The sequence below is a fragment of the Blastococcus sp. SYSU DS1024 genome, from assembly GCF_054050795.1.
Genome location: NZ_JBJHAA010000004.1, coordinates 164,722 through 190,535 on the forward strand (window position 1 = coordinate 164,722; position 25,814 = coordinate 190,535).

At 74.5% G+C, this 25,814-nt stretch carries 25 protein-coding genes and 1 tRNA gene; 11 read left to right on the top strand and 15 right to left on the bottom strand.

Going from position 1 to position 25,814, the window contains the following annotated elements:
- Positions 1–16: 16 nt before the first annotated feature.
- From prmC to argS, 9 genes are all read right to left on the bottom strand, one after another.
- On the bottom strand, positions 17–874 hold the full coding sequence (prmC, locus tag ACI79S_RS05635; protein WP_456592556.1) for a peptide chain release factor N(5)-glutamine methyltransferase: 858 nt from the start codon (positions 872–874) through the stop codon (positions 17–19).
- Positions 871–1,950, bottom strand: a complete 1,080-nt coding sequence (gene prfA / locus ACI79S_RS05640; protein WP_456592457.1) for a peptide chain release factor 1 — start codon at positions 1,948–1,950, stop codon at positions 871–873. The genes prmC and prfA overlap by 4 nt, the downstream gene beginning before the upstream one ends.
- A gap of 114 nt (positions 1,951–2,064) precedes the next feature.
- Positions 2,065–2,298, bottom strand: a complete 234-nt coding sequence (rpmE, locus tag ACI79S_RS05645; protein ID WP_456589223.1) for a 50S ribosomal protein L31 — start codon at positions 2,296–2,298, stop codon at positions 2,065–2,067.
- Positions 2,299–2,431: 133 nt separating this feature from the next.
- Positions 2,432–4,600 (bottom strand): transcription termination factor Rho, encoded by a 2,169-nt coding sequence (rho, locus tag ACI79S_RS05650; protein ID WP_456592458.1) that lies wholly within the window; start codon positions 4,598–4,600, stop codon positions 2,432–2,434.
- Between the two features lie 246 nt (positions 4,601–4,846).
- Complete coding sequence (thrB, locus tag ACI79S_RS05655) at positions 4,847–5,773, bottom strand: homoserine kinase (RefSeq protein WP_456592459.1); 927 nt, start codon at positions 5,771–5,773, stop codon at positions 4,847–4,849.
- Between the two features lie 32 nt (positions 5,774–5,805).
- Positions 5,806–6,879: a threonine synthase gene (thrC, locus tag ACI79S_RS05660; RefSeq protein WP_456592460.1), complete on the bottom strand. Its 1,074-nt coding sequence runs from the start codon at positions 6,877–6,879 to the stop codon at positions 5,806–5,808.
- Positions 6,876–8,171 (bottom strand): homoserine dehydrogenase, encoded by a 1,296-nt coding sequence (locus tag ACI79S_RS05665; protein WP_456592461.1) that lies wholly within the window; start codon positions 8,169–8,171, stop codon positions 6,876–6,878. The genes thrC and ACI79S_RS05665 overlap by 4 nt, the downstream gene beginning before the upstream one ends.
- Positions 8,168–9,661, bottom strand: a complete 1,494-nt coding sequence (gene lysA, locus ACI79S_RS05670; protein WP_456592462.1) for a diaminopimelate decarboxylase — start codon at positions 9,659–9,661, stop codon at positions 8,168–8,170. The genes ACI79S_RS05665 and lysA overlap by 4 nt, the downstream gene beginning before the upstream one ends.
- Positions 9,661–11,322 carry an arginine--tRNA ligase gene (gene argS, locus ACI79S_RS05675; RefSeq protein ID WP_456592463.1) on the bottom strand — a complete coding sequence of 554 codons (1,662 nt, stop codon included), beginning with the start codon at positions 11,320–11,322 and terminating at the stop codon, positions 9,661–9,663. Before argS ends, lysA begins: the two co-directional genes overlap by 1 nt.
- A 155-nt stretch (positions 11,323–11,477) precedes the next feature.
- Here argS and ACI79S_RS05680 point away from each other — a divergent pair, with 155 nt between their 5' ends.
- From ACI79S_RS05680 to ACI79S_RS05690, 3 genes are all read left to right on the top strand, one after another.
- A complete protein-coding gene (locus ACI79S_RS05680; RefSeq protein ID WP_456592464.1) occupies positions 11,478–12,203 on the top strand; it encodes a DUF3105 domain-containing protein in 726 nt (241 codons plus the stop codon).
- 28 nt (positions 12,204–12,231) lie between these two features.
- Complete coding sequence (locus ACI79S_RS05685; protein ID WP_456592465.1) at positions 12,232–12,891, top strand: DUF305 domain-containing protein; 660 nt, start codon at positions 12,232–12,234, stop codon at positions 12,889–12,891.
- Between the two features lie 70 nt (positions 12,892–12,961).
- Positions 12,962–13,036: transfer RNA gene (locus ACI79S_RS05690), tRNA-Arg, on the top strand.
- A 152-nt stretch (positions 13,037–13,188) separates the two neighbouring features.
- Here the strand turns inward: ACI79S_RS05690 and ACI79S_RS05695 are convergent.
- Positions 13,189–13,566, bottom strand: a complete 378-nt coding sequence (locus tag ACI79S_RS05695) for a cupin domain-containing protein (protein ID WP_456592466.1) — start codon at positions 13,564–13,566, stop codon at positions 13,189–13,191.
- A gap of 212 nt (positions 13,567–13,778) precedes the next feature.
- On the opposite strand from ACI79S_RS05695, the gene ACI79S_RS05700 reads away from it, so the two are divergent.
- The 3 genes from ACI79S_RS05700 (at position 13,779) to ACI79S_RS05710 (ending at position 16,516) form a co-directional block, all read left to right on the top strand.
- On the top strand, positions 13,779–15,404 hold the full coding sequence (locus ACI79S_RS05700) for a sodium-dependent transporter (RefSeq protein ID WP_456592467.1): 1,626 nt from the start codon (positions 13,779–13,781) through the stop codon (positions 15,402–15,404).
- Positions 15,401–15,535 (top strand): methionine/alanine import family NSS transporter small subunit, encoded by a 135-nt coding sequence (locus ACI79S_RS05705; protein ID WP_456592468.1) that lies wholly within the window; start codon positions 15,401–15,403, stop codon positions 15,533–15,535. The genes ACI79S_RS05700 and ACI79S_RS05705 overlap by 4 nt, the downstream gene beginning before the upstream one ends.
- Positions 15,536–15,619: 84 nt before the next feature.
- The gene (locus tag ACI79S_RS05710) at positions 15,620–16,516 is read left to right on the top strand and encodes an alpha/beta fold hydrolase (RefSeq protein WP_456592469.1); all 897 of its coding nucleotides are present in this window, start codon (positions 15,620–15,622) and stop codon (positions 16,514–16,516) included.
- 17 nt (positions 16,517–16,533) lie between these two features.
- On the opposite strand, the gene ACI79S_RS05715 is transcribed toward ACI79S_RS05710, so the two are convergent.
- Entirely contained in the window at positions 16,534–17,304 is a 771-nt protein-coding gene (locus ACI79S_RS05715; RefSeq protein WP_456592470.1) for an SDR family NAD(P)-dependent oxidoreductase, read from the bottom strand.
- A gap of 180 nt (positions 17,305–17,484) precedes the next feature.
- Here ACI79S_RS05715 and ACI79S_RS05720 point away from each other — a divergent pair, with 180 nt between their 5' ends.
- The 3 genes from ACI79S_RS05720 to ACI79S_RS05730 are packed head-to-tail and all read left to right on the top strand — an operon-like array spanning position 17,485 to position 19,499.
- The gene (locus ACI79S_RS05720) at positions 17,485–17,907 is read left to right on the top strand and encodes a hypothetical protein (RefSeq protein WP_456592471.1); all 423 of its coding nucleotides are present in this window, start codon (positions 17,485–17,487) and stop codon (positions 17,905–17,907) included.
- Positions 17,828–18,952 carry an alpha/beta fold hydrolase gene (locus ACI79S_RS05725; RefSeq protein WP_456592472.1) on the top strand — a complete coding sequence of 375 codons (1,125 nt, stop codon included), beginning with the start codon at positions 17,828–17,830 and terminating at the stop codon, positions 18,950–18,952. The genes ACI79S_RS05720 and ACI79S_RS05725 overlap by 80 nt, the downstream gene beginning before the upstream one ends.
- 1 nt (position 18,953) lies before the next feature.
- On the top strand, positions 18,954–19,499 hold the full coding sequence (locus ACI79S_RS05730; RefSeq protein WP_456592473.1) for an N-acetyltransferase family protein: 546 nt from the start codon (positions 18,954–18,956) through the stop codon (positions 19,497–19,499).
- Between the two features lie 6 nt (positions 19,500–19,505).
- Here the strand turns inward: ACI79S_RS05730 and ACI79S_RS05735 are convergent, their stop codons facing one another.
- The 4 genes from ACI79S_RS05735 to ACI79S_RS05750 are packed head-to-tail and all read right to left on the bottom strand — an operon-like array spanning position 19,506 to position 23,916.
- Entirely contained in the window at positions 19,506–21,143 is a 1,638-nt protein-coding gene (locus tag ACI79S_RS05735) for an ABC-F family ATP-binding cassette domain-containing protein (protein ID WP_456592474.1), read from the bottom strand.
- Between the two features lie 31 nt (positions 21,144–21,174).
- Positions 21,175–22,248 (bottom strand): adenylate/guanylate cyclase domain-containing protein, encoded by a 1,074-nt coding sequence (locus ACI79S_RS05740; RefSeq protein ID WP_456592475.1) that lies wholly within the window; start codon positions 22,246–22,248, stop codon positions 21,175–21,177.
- A gap of 14 nt (positions 22,249–22,262) precedes the next feature.
- A complete protein-coding gene (locus tag ACI79S_RS05745; protein ID WP_456592476.1) occupies positions 22,263–22,733 on the bottom strand; it encodes a universal stress protein in 471 nt (156 codons plus the stop codon).
- Positions 22,734–22,743: 10 nt separating this feature from the next.
- Entirely contained in the window at positions 22,744–23,916 is a 1,173-nt protein-coding gene (locus ACI79S_RS05750) for an MFS transporter (protein ID WP_456592477.1), read from the bottom strand.
- Positions 23,917–24,057: 141 nt separating this feature from the next.
- Between ACI79S_RS05750 and ACI79S_RS05755 the strand changes: the two genes are divergently transcribed.
- Both ACI79S_RS05755 and ACI79S_RS05760 read left to right on the top strand, forming a co-directional pair.
- Positions 24,058–24,987, top strand: coding sequence for an ABC transporter ATP-binding protein (locus ACI79S_RS05755; protein ID WP_456592478.1), 930 nt, complete (start codon positions 24,058–24,060; stop codon positions 24,985–24,987).
- Entirely contained in the window at positions 24,984–25,748 is a 765-nt protein-coding gene (locus ACI79S_RS05760; RefSeq protein WP_456592479.1) for an ABC transporter permease, read from the top strand. The genes ACI79S_RS05755 and ACI79S_RS05760 overlap by 4 nt, the downstream gene beginning before the upstream one ends.
- The last annotated feature ends 66 nt before the right edge of the window (positions 25,749–25,814 follow it).

The window sequence follows — 25,814 nt, forward strand, 5'->3', positions numbered from 1 at the left end:
CAGTCTTCCGCAGGGTTCAGCCGGAGCGGCGAGCGGTGGTGTGGCGGGGGCGGCCGGCGAGGTCGGGGTGGTCGTGGACGTCGGTGAACCCGCCGTGGGCGCGGACGACGGCGGGCAGGGCCTCCCCCTGCTGATCGGCGTGCTCGATGCCCAGCCAGCCGCCGGGTCTCAGCAGCCGGGCGGCGGTGACCAGCAGCCCGCGGACGACGTCCAGCCCGTCGGGCCCGCCCCAGAGGGCCAGCGGGGGGTCGTGGTCGGCGACCTCCCGGGGCACCCGCGCGCCGTCGGGCACGTACGGCGGGTTGCTGACCACGAGGTCGACGGCGCCGTCCAGCTCGCGCAGCAGCTCCGGGTCGGTCATGTCGCCCGCGACGACGTCGACGGGGGTGTCCCCCGCCGCGGCGCGGGCGGCGGCGTTGTGCCGGGTCCAGCTGATCGCCCCCGGATCCCGCTCCACCGCCGTCACCCGCGCGCCGGGGTGCTCGTGCGCGAGGGAGAGCGCGATCGCCCCCGAGCCGGACCCCAGGTCGACGACGACGGGCTCCGGGACGCCGGCCAGCCGCGCCAGGGCCCAGCCCACCAGCTGCTCGGTCTCGGGGCGGGGCACGAAGACCCCGGGCCCGACCGCGAGCTCCAGGTACCGGAAGGGTGCCCGGCCGGTCAGGTGCTGGAGCGGCACCCGGTCGGCGCGCTGGTCGAGCAGCTCCTCGAACCGGGCGGCGGCCGCGTCGCCCACGGCGTCGAGGGTCAGCAGCCGGGTGCGGGTCACCCCCAGCACGTGGGCGAGCAGCAGCTCGGCGTCGACCCGCGGCGACTCCACGCCGGCCTCGGCGAGGCGGCGGGACGCCGCGGCGAGCAGCGCGCGGGGGCTCAGGAGCCGGCCGCCAGCAGCTCGGCGGTGTGGGCGCTGACCAGCGCGTCGATCACGCCGTCGAGGTCGCCGTCGAGGACCTGGTCCAGGTTGTGCGACTTGTAGCCCACGCGGTGGTCGGAGATGCGGTTCTCCGGGAAGTTGTAGGTGCGCACCCGCTCGCTGCGATCGACGGTGCGCACCTGGCTGCGCCGCTGGTCGCTCGCCGTCGCCGCGGCCTCCTCGCGGGCGGCGGCCAGCAGCCGGGCGCGCAGCACGCGCAACGCGGACTCCCGGTTCTGCAACTGGCTCTTCTCGTTCTGCGAGCTGACCACGATGCCGCTGGGCAGGTGGGTGATGCGGACGGCGGAGTCGGTGGTGTTGACGCTCTGCCCGCCCGGCCCCGAGGAGCGGAAGACGTCGATGCGCAGGTCGTTCGGGTCGACGCTGACGTCGACCTCCTCCGCCTCGGGCAGCACGAGCACACCGGCCGCGGAGGTGTGGATGCGCCCCTGGCTCTCGGTCACGGGCACCCGCTGCACCCGGTGCACGCCCCCTTCGAACTTCAGCCGCGACCAGATGCCCTCGTCCGTGCGGGACTTGACCGCGATCGCGACGTCCTTGTACCCCCCGAGTTCGGCGTCGACGGCGTCGAGCACCTCGGTGGACCACCCGCGTCGCTCGGCGTAGCGGAGGTACATGCGCATCAGGTCGCCGGCGAACAGCGCCGACTCCGCGCCGCCCTCCCCCGCCTTGATCTCGAGGATGACGTCCTTGTCGTCGTCGGGGTCCTTGGGCAGCAGCTGCTCGCGCAGCCGGTCGGTCAGCGCGGCGATCTGCTGCTCGAGCGCGATCGCCTCCGCGGCGAAGGACGCATCCTCCGTCGCGAGCTCCCGGGCCGCGCTGAGGTCGTCGCGCGCCTCGTCGAGCGCGCGGGCGGTCTCCACGAGCGGAGCCAGCTGGGCGTAGCGACGCCCCATCCGGCGGGCGCGGGACTGATCGGCGTGCACCGCCGGGTCGGCCAGTTCCTGCTCGAGACGCGCGTGCTCGGCGAGCAGCCCGGCCAGCCGGTCGGGCGCCGACGTCTCGGTACTGCTCATCACTGCTGCCTCTCGGGACGAGGGTGCTCCACCACCGCGGAGCAGCCGGACGGAGCTGGACATGACGACGGCGCCCGCCCCACCGCGAGGGTGGGACGGGCGCCGTCGAGGGTGCTACTGGGCGTCGGTCGAGGCGCCGGCGGCGCGCTTGCCGAACCGCTTCTCGAAGCGGGCGACGCGGCCGCCGGTGTCGAGGATGCGCTGCTTGCCGGTGTAGAAGGGGTGGCAGGCGGAGCAGGTCTCGACGGTCAGCTGACCGGTCGGGCTCGTGCTGCGGGTGGTGAACGTGTTGCCGCAGCCGCAGGTCACGGTGGTGACGTTGTAGGCCGGGTGGATGTCGGGCTTCATGGCTGCGCCTCTTCTGCGGAGTCTGTGTCGTTCAGTGCTGTGAACGCCGGGGACCGGACGGCTATTTCCGGCCGCGCCGACGGGGCTCGGCCGACCAGTCTCCCAGATCGGGGGACGGGCCGGCCGCACGGGGTCAGTCCTGGCCCGGGCCCAGCGTCGTCTTCTGGATCTGCATGAGGAACTCGACGTTGTTGCGCGTCTTCTTCAGCTTGTCGAGCAGCAGTTCCAGGGCCTGCTGCGGCTCGAGCGCGGCGAGCACCCGCCGCAGCTTGATGACGATGGCCAGCTCGTCGGGCGACATGAGGATCTCCTCCTTGCGCGTGCCCGACGCGTTGACGTCGACCGCCGGGAAGACCCGCTTGTCCGCCAGCCGGCGGTCCAGCTTGATCTCGGCGTTCCCGGTGCCCTTGAACTCCTCGAAGATGACCGTGTCCATCGTGGAGCCGGTCTCGACCAACGCCGAGGCGATGATCGTCAGCGAGCCACCGTTCTCGATGTTGCGGGCGGCGCCGAGGAAGCGCTTGGGCGGGTAGAGCGCCGTGGAGTCGACACCACCGGAGAGGATGCGCCCGCTGGCGGGGGCCGCCAGGTTGTAGGCGCGGCCCAGGCGGGTGATCGAGTCCAGCAGCACGACGACGTCGTGGCCCATCTCGACCAGGCGCTTGGCCCGCTCGATGGAGAGCTCGGCCACGGTGGTGTGGTCGGCCGGCGGCCGGTCGAAGGTCGAGGCGATGACCTCGCCCTTCACCGAGCGCTGCATGTCGGTGACCTCTTCCGGACGCTCGTCGACCAGGACGACCATCAGGTGGCACTCGGGGTTGTTCGTCGTGATCGCGTTGGCGATCGACTGGAGCACCATCGTCTTGCCGGCCTTGGGCGGGCTGACGATCAGCGCGCGCTGCCCCTTGCCGATCGGCATCACCAGGTCGATGACCCGGGTGGTCAGCAGGTGCGGCTCGGTCTCCAGCCGCAGGCGGTCCTGCGGGTAGAGCGGGGTGAGCTTGGTGAACTCCGGCCGGTTGCGGGCCTGCTCCGGGTCCAGCCCGTTGACCGTGTCGAGGCGGACCAGCGCGTTGTACTTGTCCTTGCGCTCGCCCTCGCGCGGCTGGCGGACCGCACCGGTGATGGCGTCACCGCGGCGCAGGCCGTAGCGGCGCACCTGCGACAGCGAGACGTACACGTCGTTCGGCCCGGTGAGGTAGCCCGACGTCCGGACGAACGCGTAGTTGTCCAGGACGTCGAGGATGCCGGCGACGGGCAGCAGGACGTCGTCCTCGCTGACGGTCGGCTCGCCCGCCTCGAAGCGGTCCCGGTTGCCGGCGCCGCGCTTGTTGCGGTCGCGGTACCGGCGACCGCGGCGACCGCGGCCACCCTCGAAGTCCTCGTCGTCGTCCTCGGCGGGCCGCTCGTTGCGGCCGCCGTCGTTGCGGTTGTCGTTCCGGTTGTCCGGCCGACCGCCCCGGTCGTTGCGGTCCCGGTCGGGGCCCCGGTTGCCGTCGCGGCCGGCACCGTCGCGGGCGCCGCCGTCCCGGTTGCCCCGCTCCGCGCGGTCGCCGCCGTCACGGTTGGTGCCGCGCTCGGCGCGCTCGTTGCTCTCCCGGCCGCCGTCGCGGTTGCCGGTGCGCTCGCCGCCGTCACGGGTGGTGCCGCGCTCGGCGCGGTCGGTGCCCTCCCGGCCGCCGTCGCGGTCGCCGTCCCGCTCACCGCGGTTGCGGCCGCGGGTGCGCTGCGGACGGTCGCCGTCGCGCCGCTCCTGCTCGCGCGGCTCGGCCGGTGCCGACTCCGCCGCGGGGGCGTCCGCGGGCGCCTCGGTGGTGGCCTCGGTGCGGGACTCCGCCGGAGCCGACGCCGGGGGTGCGGAGCCCTCGGCGGGGGCGCCGGGCGAACCGGCGGGGCGGCTGGCCGCACGGCGCGTGCGGACCGGGGCCTCCGCGGTCAGGGGGCCACCGTTGGCGCCCCCGCTGACCGGGGCCTCGAGGGGGGCGGCCGATGCGGCGACGCCGCCCGGGGCGTCGGCGCCGCCGGTAGAGCCGCTCTCCGACTGCGGCGCAGGCGCGCCGCCCTCGGAGCCGGCGCCCACCTGGCGGGCGGAGATGGCGGCGACCAGGTCGCTCTTGCGCATCCGGCCGGTGCCGGGGATGCCCAGCTCGCCGGCCAGGCGCTGCAGCTCGGGCAGGAGCATGCCCGACAGCCCGTTGCCGCGGCGACGGGGGCGACCCGCCGTCCCAGAAGCGGCAGTGCCCTCGGCGGAGGCGGCGGCATCGGGCGCGCCGGTCGTGCCGAGGTCGGTGGTTTCGCTCACGTACAGGTCCTTCCCTGCGGTGACCTGCGCGTCTCAGCGCAGGGGGTGCCCGGTCCCCGGCGGACCGGCCCGGGGGGCGGGTGCGCGTCAGGAGACAGGTCGAGAGGTGCGAGGCGGATCAGCGGCGAAGAGGTTCGGACATCTGCTTCGGCCCCGCGCGAGGCTCGCCCGAGTGGGCGGCTACGCCGTGAGCCTAGTCGCAGCTCACGGGCAGGACAACACCGGATGATCTCGGCGTGTTCCCCGTTACCGAGACGATACCTCGACCCCACCGGGGAACACCCGGGCGCCGCCGTGGTCCACGGCGAGCGGGAGCACCCGCCAGCCCTGGGGCACCAGAGCGGCCACCTCCCGCACGCGCCGCGCGCCGGCCGGGTCGTCCGCCGGGTCGTCGGGGCACCGCCGGGTCAGCACCAGGACGCTGGGGCCGGCACCGGAGACCACCGCGGCATGGCCCTCGCCACGCAGCCGGTCGATCAGCGCCAGGGAGTCCGGCATCGCCGCTCCCCGCTGCCGCTGGTGCAGGAGGTCCTCGGTGGCGTCCAGCAGCAGACCCGGCTCGCGGGTGAGCGCGTGCACCAGCAGCGCCGCGCGCCCGGCGTTGTACGCGGCGTCGGCGTGCGGTACCGAAGCCGGCAGCAGCGTGCGGGCCACGTGGGTCGGCAGCACGCTCTCGGGCACGAGGACGACGGGGAGCACCTCGTCGGAGACGTCCAGCCGGTCGGCGCGGGCCCCGCCGGCCGTCGACCAGGAGAGGGTGGCGCCCCCGAGCAGGCAGGGGGCCACGTTGTCGGGGTGCCCCTCGAGCACGTCGGCCAGCCGCAGCACCGCGTCGCCGTCGACCGCGTCGACGTCGGGGCACAACGACCAGGCGGCGAGGAGCCCGGCGACGACCGCCGCCGCCGAGGAACCCATGCCCCGCCCCTGGGGGATGCCGTTGTCGGCCTCGATCCGCAGCCCCGGGGCGTCCCAGCCGAGCTCGGCGCAACCGGCGCGGAAGGCCCGCGCGACGAGGTGCGACTCGTCAGCGGCCAGCGTCCCGGCTCCCTCGCCGCGGACGACGATCTTCGTCGTCCCGCGCTCGAGCAGCGAGAACTCGAGGACGTCGTGGCACGCGAGCGCCAGCCCGGCGCAGTCGAAGGCCGGGCCCAGGTTCGCGCTGGTCGCAGGCACCTGGATGCGCACCCGGTCGGCCGGGGGCGGTGTCACAGCCCGAGCTGCGCCGCGGCGGCCGCGGCGTCGACGGGCACGGTCAGCGGCGCCGGCGCGCCGGAGATCGCCCACTCCGGGTCCTTGAGGCCGTTCCCGGTGACGGTGCAGACGATCCGCTGACCGGGTTCGAGCTCCCCGGCGTCGGCCACCTGGAGGAGGCCCGCGACCGACGCCGCCGACGCCGGCTCGACGAAGACGGCCTCGCTGCGGGCCAGCAGCCGGTAGGCCGACAGGATCGCCCGGTCGGTGACGGCGTCGATGCGCCCGCCGGACTCGTCCCGGGCGGCCAGCGCCTTCGTCCACGACGCGGGGTTGCCGATGCGGATGGCGGTGGCGATCGTGCTCGGGTTCTCCACCACCTGGCCGGTGACGATCGGGGCGGCGCCGGCGGCCTGGAAGCCCCACATGCGCGGGGTGCGCGTGGCGGGGCCGTCGTCGGCGTACTCGCGGTAGCCCTGCCAGTAGGCGGTGATGTTGCCGGCGTTGCCCACCGGGAGGCAGTGGATGTCCGGGGCGTCGCCGAGCACGTCGACGATCTCGAAGGACGCGGTCTTCTGCCCCTCGATGCGGTACTGGTTGACGCTGTTGACCAGGCTGACCGGGTAGTCGATCGCCAGCTTGCTGGCCAGCGCCAGGCAGTCGTCGAAGTTCCCGTCGACCTGCAGCAGCTTGGCGCCGTGCACGAGCGCCTGCGCCAGCTTGCCCATCGCGATCTTGCCCTGGGGCACGAGGACGGCGCAGGTCATGCCGGCGCGCGCGGCGTAGGCCGCGGCGCTGGCGCTGGTGTTCCCGGTGGAGGCGCAGATGACCGCCTGCGCCCCCTCCTCGAGCGCCTTGGTGATGGCCATCGTCATGCCGCGGTCCTTGAAGGAGCCGGTCGGGTTGGCCCCCTCGACCTTGAGGTAGACCTCGCAGCCGGTGCGCCGGGAGAGCTCCCGGGCGGGCACCAGCGGGGTCGCACCCTCGTGGAGCGTGACCACCGGGGTGGAGTCGGAGACCGGCAGGCGGGACCGGTAGGCCTCGATGAGACCGGGCCAGCCCGGGGACACGACCGACGAGACCGTCATTGCAGACCCTCCACGCGCAGCACGCTGGTGACGCCCCGGACCGCGGGCATCTCCCGCAGCGCCGCAATGGTGGCCGACAGCGCCGCGTCCGGGGCGCTGTGGGTCACGATGACCAGGGTCGCGGCGTCCCCGCGGCCGGTCTGCCGGACCGTGGAGATGCTCACGCCGTGCTGCGCGAACTCCTGCGCGACGGCGGCGAGCACACCCGGCTTGTCGGCCACGTCGAGGCTGACGTGGTAGCGCGTCGGCGTCTCGGCCATGGGGCGGACGGCGAGGTCGGCGTAGCCGGTGGGGCCCTGGCCCGAGGCGCCGGCCACGCGGTTGCGGGCCACGGCGACGAGGTCGCCGAGGACCGCGCTGGCGGTGGGCTCTCCCCCGGCACCCTGGCCGTAGAACATGAGCTGCCCGGCCGCCTCGGCCTCGACGAAGACGGCGTTGAACGCGCCGCCGACGGAGGCGAGGGGGTGGGCCGTCGGGATCATCGCCGGGTGCACCCGGACGGCGACCGAGTCGCCGTCGCCGTTCCCGTCCACCCGCTCGCAGATGGCCAGCAGCTTCACCGTGCAGCCGATCTCGGCGGCCCGCGCGACGTCGCTGGCGGTCACCGTGGAGATGCCCTCCCGGTGCACGTCCGCGGCCGAGACCGGCGTGTGGAACGCCAGCGAGGCGAGGATCGCGGCCTTCGCGGCGGCGTCGAAGCCGTCGACGTCGGCGGTCGGGTCGGCCTCGGCGTAGCCGAGCTCGGTGGCCTCGGCCAGCGCCTCCCCGAAGCCGGCGCCGGTCTCGGCCATCCGCGACAGGATGTAGTTGGTCGTCCCGTTGACGATGCCCACGATGCGGGACAGCTGGTCACCGACCAGCGACTCGCGCAGCGGCCGCAGGATCGGGATCGCCCCGGCCACCGCGGCCTCGTAGTAGAGGTCCACCCCGGCCTTCGCGGCCGCGGCGTGCAGGGCGACGCCGTCCTCGGCCAGCAGGGCCTTGTTGGCGCTGACCACCGACTTGCCGGCCTCGAACGCCGCCAGCATCAGCGAGCGCGCCGGCTCGATGCCCCCGATCACCTCCACGACGAGGTCGACGTCGTCGCGGGTCACCAGCCCGTGCGCGTCGGTGGTGAGCAGGTGCGCCGGGACGTCGGGGTGGTGCGCCGGTCGCCGGACCGCGACGCCGGCCACCTCGACCGGGCGGCCGATCCGCGCGCCGAGGTCGTCGGCCTGCTCCTGCAGCGCCCGCAGCACCGCGCCGCCGACCGTCCCGCAGCCCAGCAGGGCCACCTTGAGGGGTCCGTTCACGAGGTCGCTCCCGCGGGGTGCTCGGGCGCCGGCTGGTCGATGGCCGGCGAGGGGGCAGGGCGGTCGGCGAGGACCGCGTCCAGGGCGAACACGTCCGACAGTGTCTGACGTCGCACGATCTCCGTGGCGGCGCCGTCCCGGACGGCGACCACCGGGGGCTTGAGCAGGTAGTTGTAGTTGCTCGCCATGGACCAGCAGTAGGCGCCGGTGGCGGCGACGGCGAGCAGGTCACCCGGCTGGACGTCGGAGGGCAGCCACAGGTCCCGGACCAGAATGTCGCCGCTCTCGCAGTGCTTCCCGACCACCCGGCACAGCGCCGGCGGGGCGTCGGAGACGCGGTTGGCCAGCACGCAGGTGTAGGCGGCGTCGTAGAGGGCGGTGCGGATGTTGTCGCTCATCCCGCCGTCGACCGACACGTAGTTGCGCACCTGGGGCGCGCCGGGGGCACCGCTCGCGCCGAGCCGCACCGGCTTGATGGTGCCGATCTCGTAGAGCGTGACCGTGCCCGGACCGGCGATCGCGCGGCCGGGCTCGACCGCCAGGCGCGGGACCGGCAGGCCCAGCTGGGCGCACTCGGCGGCGACGACGGCGCGCAGCCGCGTCGCGACGTCCACCGGGCTGACCGGGTCGTCCTCGGCCAGGTAGGCGATGCCGAAGCCGCCGCCCAGGTTGAGCTCGGGGAGCACCTGGCCGGTGGCCTGGTGCACCTGCCCCATCAGCCCGACCACCCGGTGCGCCGCGGCCTCGAAGCCGGCGGTGTCGAAGATCTGCGAGCCGATGTGGCTGTGCAGGCCGGTCAGCCGCAGCGCGGGCTCGCGGATGACCCGCACCGCGGCGGTGAGCGCGTCACCGGTGGCCAGGGAGAAGCCGAACTTCTGGTCCTCGTGCGCGGTGGCGATGAACTCGTGGGTGTGCGCCTCGATGCCCACGGTCGCGCGGATGAGCACCGGCACCGGCGCCCCGCCGTCGGCGACCCGCTTCTCGGCCATCGGGACCAGCCGCTCGATCTCGTCGAAGGAGTCCAGCACGACGTGGCCGATGCCCGAGTCGACGGCCAGCTGGAGCTCGACCAGCGACTTGTTGTTGCCGTGCAGCGCGATCCGCTCGGCGGGGAACCCGGCCGCCAGCGCCAGCGCCAGCTCGTTGCCGCTGCAGGCGTCCAGGTGCAGGCCGTCGTCGGCGATCCACCGGGCCACCTGGCCGCAGAGGAAGGCCTTCGAGGCGTAGTGCACGTCGGCGTCGGCGAACGCCCCGGCGAACTCCGCGGCGCGCCCGCGGAAGTCCTCCTCGTCCAGCACGAAGAGGGGGGTGCCGTGCGCGCGGGCCAGGTCGGTGACCGCCCGGCCCCCCAGGTGCAGCTCGCCGTCCACCCGCCGCGCCGTCCGGGGCCAGACGTGCGGGTCGAGCGACCCGAGCTCGGCCGGCGGTGCGCCGGCGGCCGTCGGCGGGGTGATGGTCCCGTGCAGCGGCCCTGCGGGGTGGGCCCGCATCACATGCGCTCCGGCGCGGTCACGCCGAGCACCCCGAGGCCGTTGCGGAGCACCACCGCGGTCGCCGCGCACAGCCACAGCCGGGCGGTGGTGAGCGGGGTGGCCTCCTCGTCGCCGCGGGGCAGCACCCGGCAGGCGTCGTAGAAGCGGTGGTAGGTGCCGGCCAGCTCCTCCAGGTAGCGGGCCACCCGGTGCGGCGCGCGCAGCTCGGCGGCGGAGGTGAGCACCCGCGGGAACTCGCCGATCGCCCGCAGCAGGTCGTTCTCCCGCTCGTGCACCAGGGCGGCGACGTCGACGTCACCGGCCCCGCCCAGCGCGATCCCGAGGTCGGCGGCGTTGCGCAGCACCGAGGAGATGCGGGCGTGGGCGTACTGGACGTAGAAGACCGGGTTGTCGTTGGTCTTCCGCGTCCACAGGTCGATGTCGATGTCGATCTGCTGGTCGACCGAGGCCCGGGCCAGCGCGTACCGGGCGGCGTCGGCGCCGATCGCGTCGACCAGGTCCTCCAGGTTGACCACCGTGCCGGCCCGCTTGCTCATCCGCACCGGCTCGCCGTCACGGAGCAGGTTCACGAGCTGGCCGAGCAGTATCTCCAGGTGGGTCGCGGCGTCGTCGCCGGCCGCGGCCACGAGCGCCTTGTACCGGCCGACGTAGCCGGAGTGGTCGGCACCCAGCATGATCACGACCTTGTCGAAGCCGCGCTCGCGCTTGTTCAGGTAGTAGGCGCAGTCGGCCGCGAAGTAGGTGGGCTCGCCGTCGGCCTTGACCAGCACCCGGTCCTTGTCGTCACCGAAGGTCGTCGTCCGCAGCCACACCGCGCCCTCGGAGTCGTAGACGTGCCCCTGCTCGCGCAGCCGGGCCACGGCCTTCTCCAGGGCGCCCGCCTCGTGCAGCGACGTCTCGGAGAACCACACGTCGAAGTGGACGCCGAACGCCTCCATCGTGCTGCGGATCTCGGCGACCATGAGCTCCACGCCGCGGGCGCGGAACACCGCGAGCTGCTCGGCCTCGGGGCGGTCGAGCAGGCCCGGCTCGGCGGCCACGACCTGGGCGGCGATGTCGCCGATGTAGCTGCCGGCGTAGCCGTCCTCGGGCACCGGCCGGCCGTTCGCCGCGGCCTGCAGGCTCCGGGCGAACCTGTCGATCTGCGCGCCGGCGTCGTTCAGGTAGTACTCGCGGGTCACGGTCGCGCCGCTGGCCTGGAGCAGCCGGGCGATGGCGTCGCCGACGGCGGCCCAGCGCGTGCCGCCGATGTGCACCGGCCCGGTCGGGTTCGCGGAGACGAACTCGAGGTTGAGCCGCTGCCCGGCGAGGGCCCCGGTGCGCCCGTAGCCCTCCCCGGCGGTCACGGCGTCGACGGCGATGCGGCCCAGCGCGCCCTGGGCGAGCGTGATGTTGAGGAAGCCCGGACCGGCGATGTCGACGCCGGCGACACCGGCGTGCGCGCGCAGCTCGGTGGCCAGCAGGTCGGCGACCTCGCGCGGCGGGCGACCGGCGGGCTTGGCCAGCCGCAGGGCGACGTTGGTGGCGTAGTCGCCGTGCTCGGGGTTCCGCGGCCGCTCGACGACGACCTCCGCGGGGACATCGACGGGCAGCGCGCCTCGCTCGACGACCGCGGCCACGGCGGTACGAACGACGTCCTGAAGCTGCTCCGGTGTCACCCGGCGAGCGTACTGACCGCCTTCCGGCGGCCCGCCGACCCGCCCGGCTCCCAGCTTCCGCACAGGCGCGCGACCTAGACTCGCGCGCGGTGAGCGGGGCCTACCCGCGTGCCCGAACGCAGCGGCGCGGACGCGCCCCGTAACGAGGAGAGGCCTTGGCCAAGGACCGCACGCCCGACAAGAGCCGAGCCAGCGGCGGTGGGGCCACCCGGTCCGGCGGGCGGGCGACCGGTGGCCGCACCCGGCCGCCGACGCAGGTCGTGGCGCAGCAGCGGCCGTGGGGGCTGATCGCCGCCGCGATCGCCGTCGTCCTCTTCGCCGCGGCCGTCATCAGCTACGCCGTCGTCCAGGTGCAGGAGGCCGACGCCTCCCGGGTGGAGTCGATCGACGAGATCGCCGGCGCGCAGACCTACGACTACGAGGGCGGGCTGCACAACGACGGCCCCATCGAGTACAGCGAGTCCCCGCCGGTCGGCGGCGAGCACGCCAACCTGTGGGCCGACTGCACGGGCACCGTCTACGACGTCGACATCCGGCACGAGAACGCGGTGCACAGCCTGGAGCACGGCGCGGTGTGGATCACCTACAACCCCGACGAGGTCTCCGACGCGGACGTGGAGACGCTGGCGGAGCTGGTCGACGGCGTCTCCGGCCGCATGCTCTCCCCGTACGAGGGGCAGGACTCCCCGATCAGCGTCCAGTCGTGGGGCGAGCAGCTGAAGGTCGACAGCGCCGACGACGAGCGGATCAAGCAGTTCGCCGACCTCATGACCTACAAGGCCGACAGCTTCCCCGAGCCCGGCGCCACGTGCGAGAGCCCGACCTTCCTGGCCGACCCACTGCTGGAGAGCGCCGACGCGGGCACGACCACCGACCAGTGACCGCCACCATCCGCCGGGGGGTGACCCCGTGACCGCACCCGACCGCTCGCGCGGCCGTGCCCTGCGCACCGCGCTGCTCGCCGTGATCGCCGTCGGGCTGGTGGTGCTCGGCGGTGGGCTCGCCGTGGCGCTGGGCATCGGGCGGGGCACTCCCACGCCGACGGCCGACTCGGTCGACGCAGGCTTCGCCCGGGACATGTCCCGGCACCACCTGCAGGGCGTCGAGATGGCCAACCTGGTCGACGAGCGCAGCGACGACCCCGAGCTCGAGCACCTGGCCTTCGACATCTCGGCCGCGCAGACCAACCAGGCGGGGCGGATGCAGGGCTGGCTGGCCCTCTGGGGGCTGCCCCAGTCCGGCGAGCCCATGACGTGGATGGGCGAGGAGCACGCCGGCCACGACATGGGCGACGTGGACACCGCCGCCGACATGCCCGGCATGGCCACCACGGAGGAGCTGGCGGAGCTGCGGAGCCTGTCGGGCACGGAGTTCGACGTCCGGTTCCTCCAGCTGATGATCCGCCACCACCAGGGCGGCTTCGACATGGCCGCCTACGCGGCCGAGCACGCCGAGGTGGAGGCCGTGCGCGACCTCGCCCGGTCGATCGAGCAGGCGCAGGGCGTGGAGACGACGACGATGACGCGCATGCTCACGGCCCGGGGCGGAACCCCCCTCCCCGAGCCGTGACCGGCGGCGCAGGAGCCGCCGCACGGGGCGGGGTGCGGGGCTGGTAACTTCTCCCCTGCCCCACCACCGAGCCCCCGTAGCTCAGGGGATAGAGCACCGCCCTCCGGAGGCGGGTGCGCAGGTTCGAATCCTGCCGGGGGCACCACCAGATGCCGACCGTCGCCCGCGCGGACCGACCGTTGGCTCCGGATGAGCAGCGGAGAGGCCCCACCGGCCCCGGGGACGGGTGCCGGCGGGGCCTCTCGCACGTCGCGGGCGGGCTGACGCTCGACGTGGGGACGCCACCGCGTCGCCGGCTCACCCGTCCGCGGAGAACCGGTACACCACGTCCTCGACCGAGTCGGTCGCGAAGACGTACACGAAGCGCAGCGGCTGGTCCGCGGTGTTCCGGATGCCGTGCTCGGCGTCCCCCGGGATGAAGACGACCGAACCGCCGGTCACGGGGTGCTCGACCCCGTCCAGCACGACGACCCCGGTGCCCGCGATGACGTGGTACACCTCGGCCTGGGTGTGCCTGTGCCGACCGAGCCAGCCGGCGGGCGGCAGCTCGGTGAGACCGGTGTAGAGCGAGGACGTCGGCGTCCGGTCCCGGCTGATCAGGACCTGGAACGCGACGTGGCCCCGGATCGGGTCGTCCCACACCTCGGTCTCGGTCTCGGCTGCGGTGCGCACCACGGGTTCCACGTCGTCGGGCTTCCCCCGGAGACGCCGGCGCAACCCGGTCCGGCGGTGCCGACGGCCACGGGGTTGCGGATCAGGGCCCCGGACCGCCGCCCGGCCGTTAGAGTCCGGGCGTTCGACGTCGCCCGAGTACCGGCACCTCCCGTCGACGACCCCTCGGGGCACGGGTGCCCGCAGGCTCGGCGGACCACCACGCAGGAGGTCAGATGAGCACGACCGCGGGACGCGGCACCCCGCCGACCCAGGAGGAAGGCCGCCGCGGCGGGTTCAGCTCCCGGCGCGTCTTCATCCTGGCGGCGATCGGTTCGGCGGTCGGGCTCGGCAACATCTGGCGGTTCCCGTACGTCGCGTACGACAACGGCGGCGGCGCCTTCCTGCTGCCCTACCTGGTCGCGCTGCTGACCGCCGGCATCCCGTTCCTGCTGCTCGACTACGCCATCGGTCACCGCCACCGTGGCTCCGCGCCGCTCTCCTTCGCCCGGCTGCGCCGCGGGGCCGAGGGGCTCGGCTGGTGGCAGGTGGCCATCTGCTTCGTCATCGCCGTCTACTACGCGGCGGTCCTCGCGTGGGCGCTGCGCTACACGCTCTTCTCGCTCGACCAGGCCTGGGGCGCCGACCCCGAGGCCTTCTTCTTCGGCGAGTTCCTGCAGGCAGGTGACGTCGAGATCACCGCCGACGTGGTGCCCGGGGTGCTCCTCCCCCTGGCGCTGGTCTGGCTGGCCGTCCTCGTGATCATGGCCCTGGGCGTCCAGCGCGGGGTCGGCATGACCTCGCTGGTCCTGATCCCGCTCCTGGTGCTCGCCTTCGCCGCCCTCGTCGTGCAGGCGCTGCTGCTGCCCGGCGCCGGCGCCGGCCTCGACGCGCTGTTCACGCCCGACTGGTCGGCGCTCACCTCGGCCCCGGTCTGGGCCGCCGCGTTCGGCCAGATCTTCTTCTCGCTGTCGGTCGGCTTCGGCATCATGATCACGTACGCCTCGTACGTCCGCCGCCGCGAGGACATGGTCGGCTCCGGCCTCGTCGTGGGTTTCTCCAACTCCGGCTTCGAACTGCTCGCCGGCATCGGCGTGTTCGCCGCCCTGGGCTTCATGGCCCAGGCGAGCGGGGACGCGGTCGGCGACGTCGTCAGCGGCGGTATCGGCCTGGCCTTCATCGCCTTCCCGACGATCATCAGCGAGGCCCCGGCCGGCGCCCTCCTCGGCGTCCTGTTCTTCGGGTCGCTCGTCGTCGCCGGCATCACCTCGCTGATCAGCGTGATCGAGGTCGTGATCTCCGCCGTCCGCGACAAGTTCGACACCAGCCGCCGCACCGCGACCTTCGCGGTCGGCGTTCCCGCCGCGGTGCTGAGCCTGGTGCTCTTCAGCACGACGAGCGGCATCTACGTGCTCGACGTCGTCGACCACTTCGTCAACCAGTACGGCATCCTCGTCGTGGCGCTGGTCAGCGTGCTGGTCGTCGCCTGGGTTGTCCGGGCCCTGCCCGGCCTCAGCGAGCACCTCAACGTCCACGGCCGTCCCCGGGTCGGCACCGGCTGGCGCCTGCTGACGAGCGTCGTCGCCCCGGCGGGGCTGGCCGTCGTGTTCGTCTTCGCGGTGCGGGACGACCTCGCCGCGCCCTACGAGGACTACCCCACCTGGCTCCTGCTGGTCCTCGGCTGGGCGCTGGCCGTGGTGCTGCCGCTCGTCGGCTTCCTCCTCGCCCGGCTGCCGTGGCGCGCCGGGACCCACCTGGACGGACCGCCACCCGGCTCCGACCCCGCGGCGCCGCTGCCCGCGACCCCCGCGGCGGACCCGAACCACCCGGTGACCGGGCACGACGAGGGAGGCCGGCGATGAGCGCCGAGGCGATCGCGATGATGGTGGTGGCGATGGTCGTCATCTGGGGCGGCCTCGCGCTGGCCATCGCCAGCCTGCTGCGCCACGGCAACGTCGAGGACCGCACCGAGGGCGGGCACCGGGACCTCTGACCCGGTGCACGCGGCAGGCGCGACCGCGGTGGGTCCGCCCGTGTCGCGACGTGCGTCCCGGGCGCCTGCACTAGCGTCCGCCGCATGGAGACCAGCGGCATCCAGCAGGCACGGGTAGGCGATCTCGAGCTCGCCTACGAGACGTTCGGCGAGACGGCGGATCCGCCGGTCCTGCTCGTCATGGGGCTGGCCACCCAGATGATCGGCTGGCCCGACGACTTCTGCCGCGGCCTGGCCGAGCGAGGTCTGTTCGTCGTCCGCTTCGACAACCGCGACATCGGGCTGTCGACCCACCTCCACGACGCCGGCGCCCCGGACGTCCTGGCGATACTCGGCGGCGACCGCTCCTCGGTCGCGTACGCGCTGACCGACCTCGCCGAGGACACCGCCGGCCTGCTCGACGCCCTGGGCCTGGAGAGCGCGCACGTCGTCGGCGCATCCATGGGCGGGATGATCGCCCAGCTGGTGGCCATCACCCACCCCGAACGGGTGCGCAGCCTGACCTCGATCATGTCGACCACCGGCGACCCGGCGGTGGGAGCACCGAACGAGGCGGCGATGGGCGTGCTCCTGGCCGCGCCGGCCGGCGACCGGGAGGGCGCCATCCAGCGGGTCGTGGACACCTACCGGGTGATCGGCTCCCCCGGCTTCGAGTTCGACGAGGCCGCGGTGCGCGACCGCGCCGGGCTCTCCTTCGACCGGGCGTACGACCCGGCCGGCGTGGCCCGGCAGCTGGCCGCGATCCTCACCACGCACGACCGGACCGCCGACCTGGCCGGGGTGGCAGTGCCCACCCTCGTGATCCACGGCGAGCAGGACAGCCTGGTGGGCGTGAGCGGTGGCCGGGCCACCGCCGCGGCGATCCCGGGCGCGGAGCTGCTCGTCGTCGACGGCATGGGCCACGACCTGCCACGTGAGGTCTGGCCGCAGCTCACCGACCGGATCACCGCGCTGATCGAGCGGGCCGAGCAGGCGCGGTGACCCGGAGGCGGTGACCGTCAGCTGGTGAGCATCCCGCCCTCGACCGGGATGGTGGTGCCGGTGACGTACCCGCCGGCGTCGCTGACCAGGAAGACCAGGGCGGCGGCGAGCTCCTCGGGCTCGCCCTTCCGCCCGACGAGGACCCGGGACAGCTGCGACTCCAGGTAGCCCTCGGGGTACTGGTCGGTCATCTCCGAGGTGAAGAACCCCGGCGCCAGGGCGTTGACCCGGATGCCCTTGCGCCCCGTCCACTGCTGGGCGAGGTCGCGGGTCAGCCCGATCAGCCCGGCCTTGCTCGCGGCGTACGCCGCCTGCGGCAGGCCGGCCGTGGTCAGTCCCAGCACGCTGGAGATGTTCACGATGGAGCTGCCGGGCTGCATCACCCGGCCGCAGGCCTGGGCCATCCAGTAGCAGCCGTTGAGGTTGACGTCGATGACCTGCCGGAACTGCTCCGGCGCCTCCCGCGTCGCCGGCGCGGCGGTGCCCACGCCGGCGTTGTTGACCAGGATGTCGACCTTGCCGAACTCCGCCACGGCCGCGTCGACCAGGCCCTGGCAGTCCTCGGGTCGGGACACGTCGGTGGCCACGCTGATCGCCCGTCGCCCGGCCGCCTCCACCGCCCGCTGGGTGTCGGCCAGCCGGTCTACGCGCCGGGCACCCAGGACGACGTCGCAGCCGGCCTCGGCAAGGGTGCGGGCGAAGACCGCACCCAGCCCGGAGGACGCCCCCGTCACGATGGCGACGCGGTCGTCGAGGCGGAACAGGTCGAGGATCGAGCGGTCGGGCATGAGCGGGGATCTCCTCGCAGACGATGGGGTGTCCCGCCACCGTATCGGCCATGTGCGGTAGATCACCGGTCGAGCCGGGTAGGTGGGCTGCGTCCAGACGCCGGGCACAGGGAGGCCGACCATGACCGACCCCGCGCAGCCCCCGCTCGACGGCGCGGCGCCGGCGACCGGGGTGCGCCGATGAGCGCCCCGCTGTGGCGGCAGGCCTACGACGCCGCCGAGCGCGCGATCGCCCCGCGCGCCGAGGACGTGGTGCGCAGCGAGTACTTCTCGCTGGCCACCGCCCTGCTCCGCCGCGCGCAGACCGTCGCGGGCGGATCGGTCCAGGGCCTCAGCGCCCGCGCCTGGCACCTGCTGAACCTGCCGGCCGGCAGCGACATCAGCCGGTTGCGCGCGCAGATCGGCTCCCTGGACCGCGAGGTGCGCCGGCTGACCATCCAGCTGGAGCAGGAGCGGCGACGCAGCTCTCCGTCGCGCCCCGGCTCGGCCCGAACGACGACCGCCCCGACCACGGAGGACAGCGATGCCGACGGTGCCCAGCCCGCAGACGGTGCTCGACCGCGTCCGGCGCGACGTCGAGCGCAACACCCTGCGCGCCCGTAACGGCATCAAGCTCGTCGCCGGCGTCGACCGGCCCGGTGTCGGGCAGACCCCCAAGGACGTCGTCTGGCAGCGGGGGCGCACCCAGCTCTGGCACTACCGCAACGACCCGGACACCTACGGCGGCGTCCGCTACGGGCCGCCGCTGCTGATCGTGTTCAGCATGGTCAGCCGCAGTTACATCCTCGACCTGACTCCGGGCAACAGCTTCGTCGAGCAGCTGCTGAGGGCCGGCTTCGACGTGTACATGCTCGACTGGGGCGAGCCCGACGAGCGCGACGCGGGGAACGGCCTCGAGGACTACGTCGACGACTACATCCCCGCCGGGGTCGACCGCGTCCTCGAGCTCTCCGGGGCCGACGAGGTCAACCTGCTCGGCTACTGCTTCGGCGGGGACCTGGCCCTGCTCTACGCCGCGCACCACCCCGACGCGCCGCTGCGCAGCCTCACCGTGCTGGCGACGCCGGTGGACTTCCGGCACATGGGTCCGCTCGCCGACATCTTCGCCGTCGGCGGGATGGACGTCCGCTCCGTCCTCGACGCGGACGGCAACGTCCCGCCCTCGGTGGTCGTCCAGGGGTTCCGCGCGCTGACCCCGACCGCGGAGGTGACCCGCTACGTCACCCTGTGGGAGCGGCTCTGGAACGACGAGTACGTCGCCTCCTACCAGGCCATGACCGGGTGGTCGGACGACCACGTGCCCTTCCCCGGCGCCGCCGCCCGGCAGACCGCGGAGATGCTGGTGCGGAACAACGGCATGGTCAACGACCGGCTCGCCGTGGGCGGGGACCCGGTGCACCTCTCCGACATCCAGGTGCCGTTCCTGACCGTGCGGGCCAACCGGGACCACATCGTGCCGCCGGACGCGACCGCGCCCCTGATCGACCTGGTCGGCTCCCCCGACAAGCACGAGCTCTGCCTGGACGCCGGCCACATGGGGCTGGTCGTCGGGCGCACCGCGGCGAAGACGACGGTGCCCACGATCATCGACTTCGTCCGCCGGCGCAGCGACCCGCTGGACGCCGACGAGACCAGCCAGGAGGCCTGACGTGACGGTGCTGGAACTCGGCCCCGAGCGCTGCGACGCGTTGCTGCGGTTCTTCGGCGACCTCCCCGAAGGGGACCTGACCTTCATCAAGGAGGAGGTCACCGATCCCGACACCGTCCGCTCGTGGGCGACCGGCGACTCCCCCGGTGGCCGCTGGGTGGCCGTCGACGGCGCGGACGAGGTGACCGGCTACGTCGCGGTCCGGCCGCTGCCGGGCTGGTCCGACCACGTCGGCGAACTGCGCCTGGTCGTGGCCCCGTCGAGCCGGGGCAGCGGGCTGGGGCGTGAGCTGGCGCGGCAGGCCCTGGTGGGTGCGGTCTCCTCGGGGCTGCGGAAGATCGTCGTCGAGGTGGTCGCCGAGCAGGGCCCGGCGCTGGCGCTCTTCAGCGACCTCGGTTTCAGCGGCGAGGCCCTGCTGCGCGACCACATCCGCGACCGCAGCGGCGAGCTGCGCGACCTGATGGTGCTGGCGCACCACGTCTCCGACACGTGGGCGGGCATGGACACCGTCGGCATCGCCGACGAGCTCGGGACGCCGGCCGGCTGAGCGGGCTCAGCGCTCGGTGACGCGCCCGCCGTCGACCTCGAGCCGGCGGTCGGTGGCGACGGCGGCGAGCATCCGCCGGTCGTGGGTGACCAGCAGCAGCGTGCCCGTGTAGCCGGCCAGCGCCTGCTCCAGCTGCTCGATCGCCGGCAGGTCGAGGTGGTTGGTGGGCTCGTCGAGCACCAGCACGTTGATGCCCCGGGCCTGCAGCAGCGCGAGCGCCGCGCGGGTGCGCTCCCCCGGCGACAGGGTGACCGCCGGCCGCAGCACGTGGTCGGCGGTCAGGCCGAACTTCGCCAGCAGCGTCCGCACCTCCGCCGTCGGCCAGTCGGGCACCTCCGCGCCGAACGCGTCGAGCAGCTGCTCCGGGCCCAGGAAGCGCTCCCGGGCCTGGTCGATCTCGCCGATCCGGACCGACGGCCCGAGCGACGCCGCCCCCTCGTCCAGCGGAACGCGGCCCAGCAGAGCGGCCAGCAGGGTCGACTTCCCGGATCCGTTGGCGCCGGTGATGGCCACCCGGTCGCCCCAGTCGACCTGCAGGTCCACCGGGCCGAGGGTGAAGCCGCCCCGGCGGACGACGGCGCCGCGCAGCGCCGCCACGACGGCGCCGGCCCGGGGCGCGGTGGCGATCTCCATGCGCAGCTCCCACTCCTTGCGGGGCTCCTCGACCACGTCCAGCCGCTCGATCATCCGCTGGGTCTGCCTGGCCTTGGCCGCCTGCTTCTCCGACGACGCCCGGTTCGCCGCCTTGATGTGCTTGTCGCCGTCCTTGGACTTCTTGATCGAGTCGCGGACGCCCTTGGCCATCCAGTTGCGCTGCATCCGGGCCCGCTCCTCCAGCGAGGCCTTGGTCCCGGCGAACTCCTCGTACTCCTCGCGCGCGTGCCGGCGGGCGACCTCTCGTTCGGCCAGGTACGCCTCGTAGCCGCCGTCGTGCACCCGCACCAGCTGCTGGGCGAGGTCCAGCTCGACGATCCGCGTGGCCGTGCGGGCGAGGAACTCGCGGTCGTGGCTGACGACGACGACACCGGCCCGGGCGCCGGTCACGAAGCGCTCCAGCTGGTCCAGGCCCGCGAGGTCCAGGTCGTTGGTCGGCTCGTCGAGCAGCAGGAGGTCGTAGCGGGACAGCAGCAGCGAGGCCAGGCCCACCCGGGCGGCCTGCCCGCCGGAGAGCCCGGTCATCGGCGCGTCCAGCGCGACGCCGGGCGCGACCTCGGCGACGACCTCGGCGGCCCGCTCGTCGAGGTCGGCCCCGCCGAGGGCCAGCCAGCGCTCCAGCGCGTCGCCGTACGCGTCGTCGGCGCCCGGCTCCCCCGTCGCGAGCGCCTCGGTCGCGGCCTCCATGGCCGCCTGGGCGGCTGCGACACCGGTGCGCCGGGCGAGGGCGGCCAGGACCGTCTCCCCGGCCAGCCGCTCGTGCTCCTGCGGGAGGTGGCCGAGGGTGGCGCTCGGTGGGCTGAGGGAGATGCTGCCGGCCTCGGCGGGGAGCTCGCCGGCCAGCGTGCGCAGCAGGGTCGACTTGCCCGCGCCGTTCACCCCCACCAGGCCGACGACGTCGCCGGGGGCGACGACGAGATCCAGCTCGGAGAAGAGCACGCGGGCGCCGTGACCGGCCGCCAGTCCGCGGGCGACGAGGGTGGCGCTCACCCCTCCAGCCTGCCAAGCCGCCCGGGCGGGGTCAGTCCCGGCTCGCCGACGGGTCGTCCTCGACGTCGAAGGCGTCGTCGCCGTACCCGCTCTCGGCGTCCTCGCCGCTGGTCGTCCTGCTCCGCCTGACCAGCCACGGCTGGAGGTGGTCGTAGCCGCGCACCGAGACCCGGCGGAGCGGCCGGACCCGGTAGTCCGGCAGCCCGCGCAGCCGGTCGGCGAGGTCCCGGTCGACCAGCAGCGCGCCGGGACGGGCGAGCGAGGTGAGCCGGCTGGCGAGGTTCACGACCGGCGAGTAGACGTCGCCGAGACGGGTGAGCACCGCCCCGTAGGCGGCTCCCACCCGCAGCGGCGGGCGATCGGCGGCTGCCCAGGAGTCGGGGAGCTCCAGGCCGATGTCCGCGGCGTCCGTGGCCGACCGGGCGGTGAAGAGCACGCCGTCCCCGACGGTCTTCACGACCCGGCCGTGGTGCCGGGCGATCACCTCGGCGGCGGTGCTCTCGAAATCCTCCACCATCTTGCCCAGCTCGCGACCGCCCATGCCGCGGCTGCGGGAGGTGTAGCCGACCAGGTCGGCGAACCCCACCGCCAGCTCCCGGCGGTCGCCCGGCCCGGTGGCCGCGAGCAGCCGGTCGACGTTGGCCACTAGGTGCCGGCGCCAGACGTAGTCCTGCACCTCGCGCAGCCGGGGTAGCAGCTCCTGCGCCGCGGTCACCGCCCGCTCGGTGGTCGCGGCCGGGTCCTCGCCGGCCTGCGCGCCGCGGACCAGCGCGTCGGCCAGCATGTCGGTCTGCCAGTCGGCCAGCCGGGACAGCGACTGCCCCATCGCCCGCGCGATGGAGGCCTCGCTCTCCGGGTCGACGAAGCCCGTGTCGATCAGCGTCGACAGCACCCCGAGCGCGGCGATGTCGGCGTCGGTGAAGGCGGGGTCGTCGTCGGCCGCGTCGGGGAAGCCCAGGGCCCGCCAGAGCCGCTGGGTCCGCTCCGGCGGCATCCCGGCCAGCCGGCCGACCTGCAGCCGGGTGTACCGACGCGGCCCGCCGAGCAGGAGCCGCTCCAGCGCCTCCCGGGCGCCGGGGTCCGGGCCCTCCCCGGGATCAACCATGCCTGTCGCAGACCTCAGTCGGTGGTGTGGACGACCAGCACGTCGCACCCCGACCGGCGGGTGGCGTCGGCCGGGACCGAGCCCAGCAGCCGGCCCTTGATGCTGTTCAGCCCCCGGTTGCCGACGACGAGCAGATCGGCCTTCTCCCGGCGGACGACGTCCAGCAGCGTCTCGACCGGTGACCCCATCACCGCGACGGTGCGCACGTCGCGGGCCCCCGCCGCGAGAGCGCGTTCGGCGGCGGAGCGCACGGTCTCCTCGGCCGGATGCGACCCGACCACCTGGTAGGCCTCGTCGCCCAGGACGTCCTGGGCGCGGGCCAGCTCCCGGTCGTCGGCCTCGGTGGGGAGGTAGGCGCAGGCGACCACCAGCGTCGCCCCGCAGGCGCCGGCCAGGGCCCCCGCCCGGGCGACGGCGCGCAGCGACGACTCCGACCCGTCGGTTCCGACGACGACCGTGGAGTAGGCGTTCACGGGCTCGCTCACGGCGGGCACTCTAGGGGACGACGACCGCCCGTGTGCCCGGGGTCACGCGAGCGGGGCCGGTGCGGCCGGCGAGGAGCGCCACCGCGGCGAGCAGCAGCGGCAGCAGCGCCAGCGCCGCGGAGAGCCCGACGAGCTCGGCCAGGCCACCGATCACCGGCGGGCCCAGCAGGAAGCCGAGGTACCCGGGGGTGCTCACCGCGGCGAGCGCCGGCCCTGCCTCCGGCTCGCCCTCCGCCGCGGCGGAGAAGACCAGGGGGACCGTGCAGGCCAGCCCGGCCCCCAGGGCGGCGAAGCCGACCAGCACCACGGCGACGGTCGGACCGGCGACCACCAGCACCCCGCCGGCCGCGGCCACCAGCGCCGAGGTGCGGACCGTGCGGACCCTCCCCCAGGCAGCGACGACGCGGTCGCCCACCAGCCGGCCGGCCACCATCGTCAGGCTGAAGGCGGTGAACGCCAGCCCCGCCACCCCGGCGGAGGCCCCCAGCTCGTCGCGCAGGTGGACGGCGCTCCAGTCGCCGACCGCACCCTCCGCGAGGAGGACGACCAGCGCGATGAGGGCCAGCGGCAGGAGCCGGCCGCGGGGCCACGCGAACAGCGGCCCCGCCTCCCCGCCGGTCCGCTCCTCCCGCAGCAGCGCCGGGAACAGCGGCGCGGTCAGGACGAGCAGCGCCAGGCCGGTGCCGCCCAGGTGCCAGGGCAGCCCGACGTCGCCCGCCGCGGCCAGCGAACCGGTCAGCGACCCCACCAGGGCCCCGGCCGAGAAGGCCGCGTGGAACGACGACATCACCGGCCGGCCGAGCGCCCGCTCCACCGTGACGGCCTGCGCGTTCATGGCGACGTCCAGGCCGCCGAACGCCAGCCCGAACACCAGCAGCGCCGGGACCAGCCAGGGCAGCGACGGCGCCAGCCCCAGCAGCACCGGGACCGCGAAGAAGGCCAGCGCCGTGGCCACCGTCGTCGTCCGGCTGCCGAACCGGGCGCTGAGCGCACCGACCAGCGGCATCGCGACCAGCGCCCCGACCGCCGGCACGAGCAGCGCGCCGCCGAGAGCCGCGTCGGAGAGCCCGAGGCCGGTCTTCACCGCGGGGATCCGCACCGCCCAGTTGCCGAAGAGGGCGCCGTTCGCCGCGAAGACGACGGTCACCGCCAGCCGCGCACGCCCCAGCCGCACCGGTCCCACGCACCCAGTCGACCACGTGGCGGGGAACGTGCACCCACGGGCTCCCGGAACGTCACCCAGGTGCGCTTGGATGGGTGGGAACACGGGCCAGCAGACGAGGAGAGCGACATTTCCACCGCCCCCGCCCCCACGCCCGACCCGGTGCGGGTCGAGGTCCAGGGGCTCACCAAGTCCTTCGGCACCGTGCGGGCGGTGAGCGACCTCGGCTTCACCGTCGAGCCGGGCACGGTCACCGGGTTCCTCGGCCCCAACGGCGCGGGGAAGACCACGACGCTGCGCATGCTGCTCGGGCTCGTGCAGCCCGACGCGGGCACCGCCACGTTCAACGGCACCCCGTACGCGGGCCTGCGGGAACCGGTCCGCACCGTCGGGGCGGTCCTGGAGACGGCGTTCCACCCCGCCCGCTCCGGCCGCAACCACCTGCGCGTCTACTGCCGCGCCGCCGGGCTGCCGCTGCAGCGGGCGGACGCGGTGCTGGCCCAGGTCGGCCTGGCCGACGCCGGCGGGCGCCGGGCGGGCGGCTACTCCCTCGGCATGCGCCAGCGGCTCGGTCTGGCGACGGCGCTGCTGGGCGACCCCGCCGTCCTCGTGCTGGACGAGCCCGCCAACGGGCTGGACCCCGAGGGGATCCAGTGGCTGCGCGGCTTCCTCCGCCACCTCGCGCACGAGCAGGGGCGCACCGTGCTGGTCTCCAGCCACCTCCTCACCGAGGTGGAGCAGACCGCCGACCGCGTCGTCATCGTCGGCGCCGGCCGGCTGGTCCGCGAGGCGTCGATGGAGCAGCTCCGCTCCGGGGCCGCGGGCGGCGGCACGGTGCTGGTGCGCAGCCCGGAGATCGCGCGGCTGGCCGAGTCGCTGCGCGCCGCCGGCATGCCGGTCACCCTCGACGGCGACTCCCTGACCGTCACCGGCCGGACCACCGCCGAGGTCGGCGCCCGCGCCTTCGCCGCCGGGGTGGAGCTGCACGAGCTGCGCGCGCACACCAGCGGCCTCGAGGAGATCTACTTCCAGCTCACCGCCGGCCAGGAGCAGTACGCCGCCGGCGCGACGTCCCCGGAGGCCCCCCGATGACCGCCCTCGTCCGCGCCGAGTGGACCAAGCTCTTCACCACCCGGGTCTGGATCGGGCTGCTGGTCGGCGCCTGCGTCCTGGCCGGCGGTTTCACGGCGCTGTTCACCGCCCTGGCCGGCGTGGAGCAGCAGGGCCAGCCGGGCCTGCCCGCGGTCGGCACCCCCGCCTACGAGGAGCTGATCTTCTCCGTCGGCGCCAACGCCAGCGTGCTGCTGCTCATCCTCGGCATCATCGGGATGACCCAGGAGTACCGGCACCGCACCGCGACGCCCACCTTCCTGACGACCCCCCACCGCGGCCGGGTGGTCGGCGCCAAGCTGCTCGCGTACGCGCTGGTCGCCGTCCCGTTCGCGCTGGTGGTCCTCGCGGTCAACGTGCTGGTCGCGGTCGTCTACGCGGGTGCCCGCGGGGCCACCCCGTCCCTGACCGGGGACAACCTGCGCACCATCGCCCTGTCGGGTCTGGTGCTGGTGCTGTTCACCGTGATCGGCGTCGGCGTCGGCGCACTGCTGCGCAACCAGGTCGGCGCGATCGTCGGCGCGCTGGTCTACCTCTACGTCGTCGAGCCGATCGTGGCCTCGGTCGGGGCCATCCAGGCGGCCTACAAGTGGCTGCCCGGCGGGGCGGTGCAGGCGCTCACGTCCGACTTCCAGGCGCCCGAGCTGCTGACGCCGTGGCAGGGCGGCCTGCTGCTGCTCGGTTACGGTCTCCTGGCAGCGTTCCTGGGCACCTTCCTGGCGGTCCGCCGCGACATCGCCTGAGGCGCCAGGGGGAACGCCCACGACTTCTGCTCCGGTCGAACAGCACGCGCCGGGCAGCCTCGAACG

What these genes read in the sequence shown, in the direction of transcription:
- ACI79S_RS05725 (WP_456592472.1), top strand. Translation starts at nt 17,828, where the DNA reads ATGCCGACGGTGCCCAGCCCGCAGACGGTGCTCGACCGCGTCCGGCGC.
- thrC (WP_456592460.1), bottom strand. Translation starts at nt 6,879, where the DNA reads ATGACGGTCTCGTCGGTCGTGTCCCCGGGCTGGCCCGGTCTCATCGAG.
- ACI79S_RS05700 (WP_456592467.1), top strand. Translation starts at nt 13,779, where the DNA reads ATGAGCACGACCGCGGGACGCGGCACCCCGCCGACCCAGGAGGAAGGC.
- ACI79S_RS05720 (WP_456592471.1), top strand. Translation starts at nt 17,485, where the DNA reads ATGAGCGCCCCGCTGTGGCGGCAGGCCTACGACGCCGCCGAGCGCGCG.
- ACI79S_RS05715 (WP_456592470.1), bottom strand. Translation starts at nt 17,304, where the DNA reads ATGCCCGACCGCTCGATCCTCGACCTGTTCCGCCTCGACGACCGCGTC.
- prfA (WP_456592457.1), bottom strand. Translation starts at nt 1,950, where the DNA reads ATGAGCAGTACCGAGACGTCGGCGCCCGACCGGCTGGCCGGGCTGCTC.
- ACI79S_RS05760 (WP_456592479.1), top strand. Translation starts at nt 24,984, where the DNA reads ATGACCGCCCTCGTCCGCGCCGAGTGGACCAAGCTCTTCACCACCCGG.
- lysA (WP_456592462.1), bottom strand. Translation starts at nt 9,661, where the DNA reads ATGCGGGCCCACCCCGCAGGGCCGCTGCACGGGACCATCACCCCGCCG.
- ACI79S_RS05710 (WP_456592469.1), top strand. Translation starts at nt 15,620, where the DNA reads ATGGAGACCAGCGGCATCCAGCAGGCACGGGTAGGCGATCTCGAGCTC.
- ACI79S_RS05705 (WP_456592468.1), top strand. Translation starts at nt 15,401, where the DNA reads ATGAGCGCCGAGGCGATCGCGATGATGGTGGTGGCGATGGTCGTCATC.
- rpmE (WP_456589223.1), bottom strand. Translation starts at nt 2,298, where the DNA reads ATGAAGCCCGACATCCACCCGGCCTACAACGTCACCACCGTGACCTGC.
- ACI79S_RS05740 (WP_456592475.1), bottom strand. Translation starts at nt 22,248, where the DNA reads ATGGTTGATCCCGGGGAGGGCCCGGACCCCGGCGCCCGGGAGGCGCTG.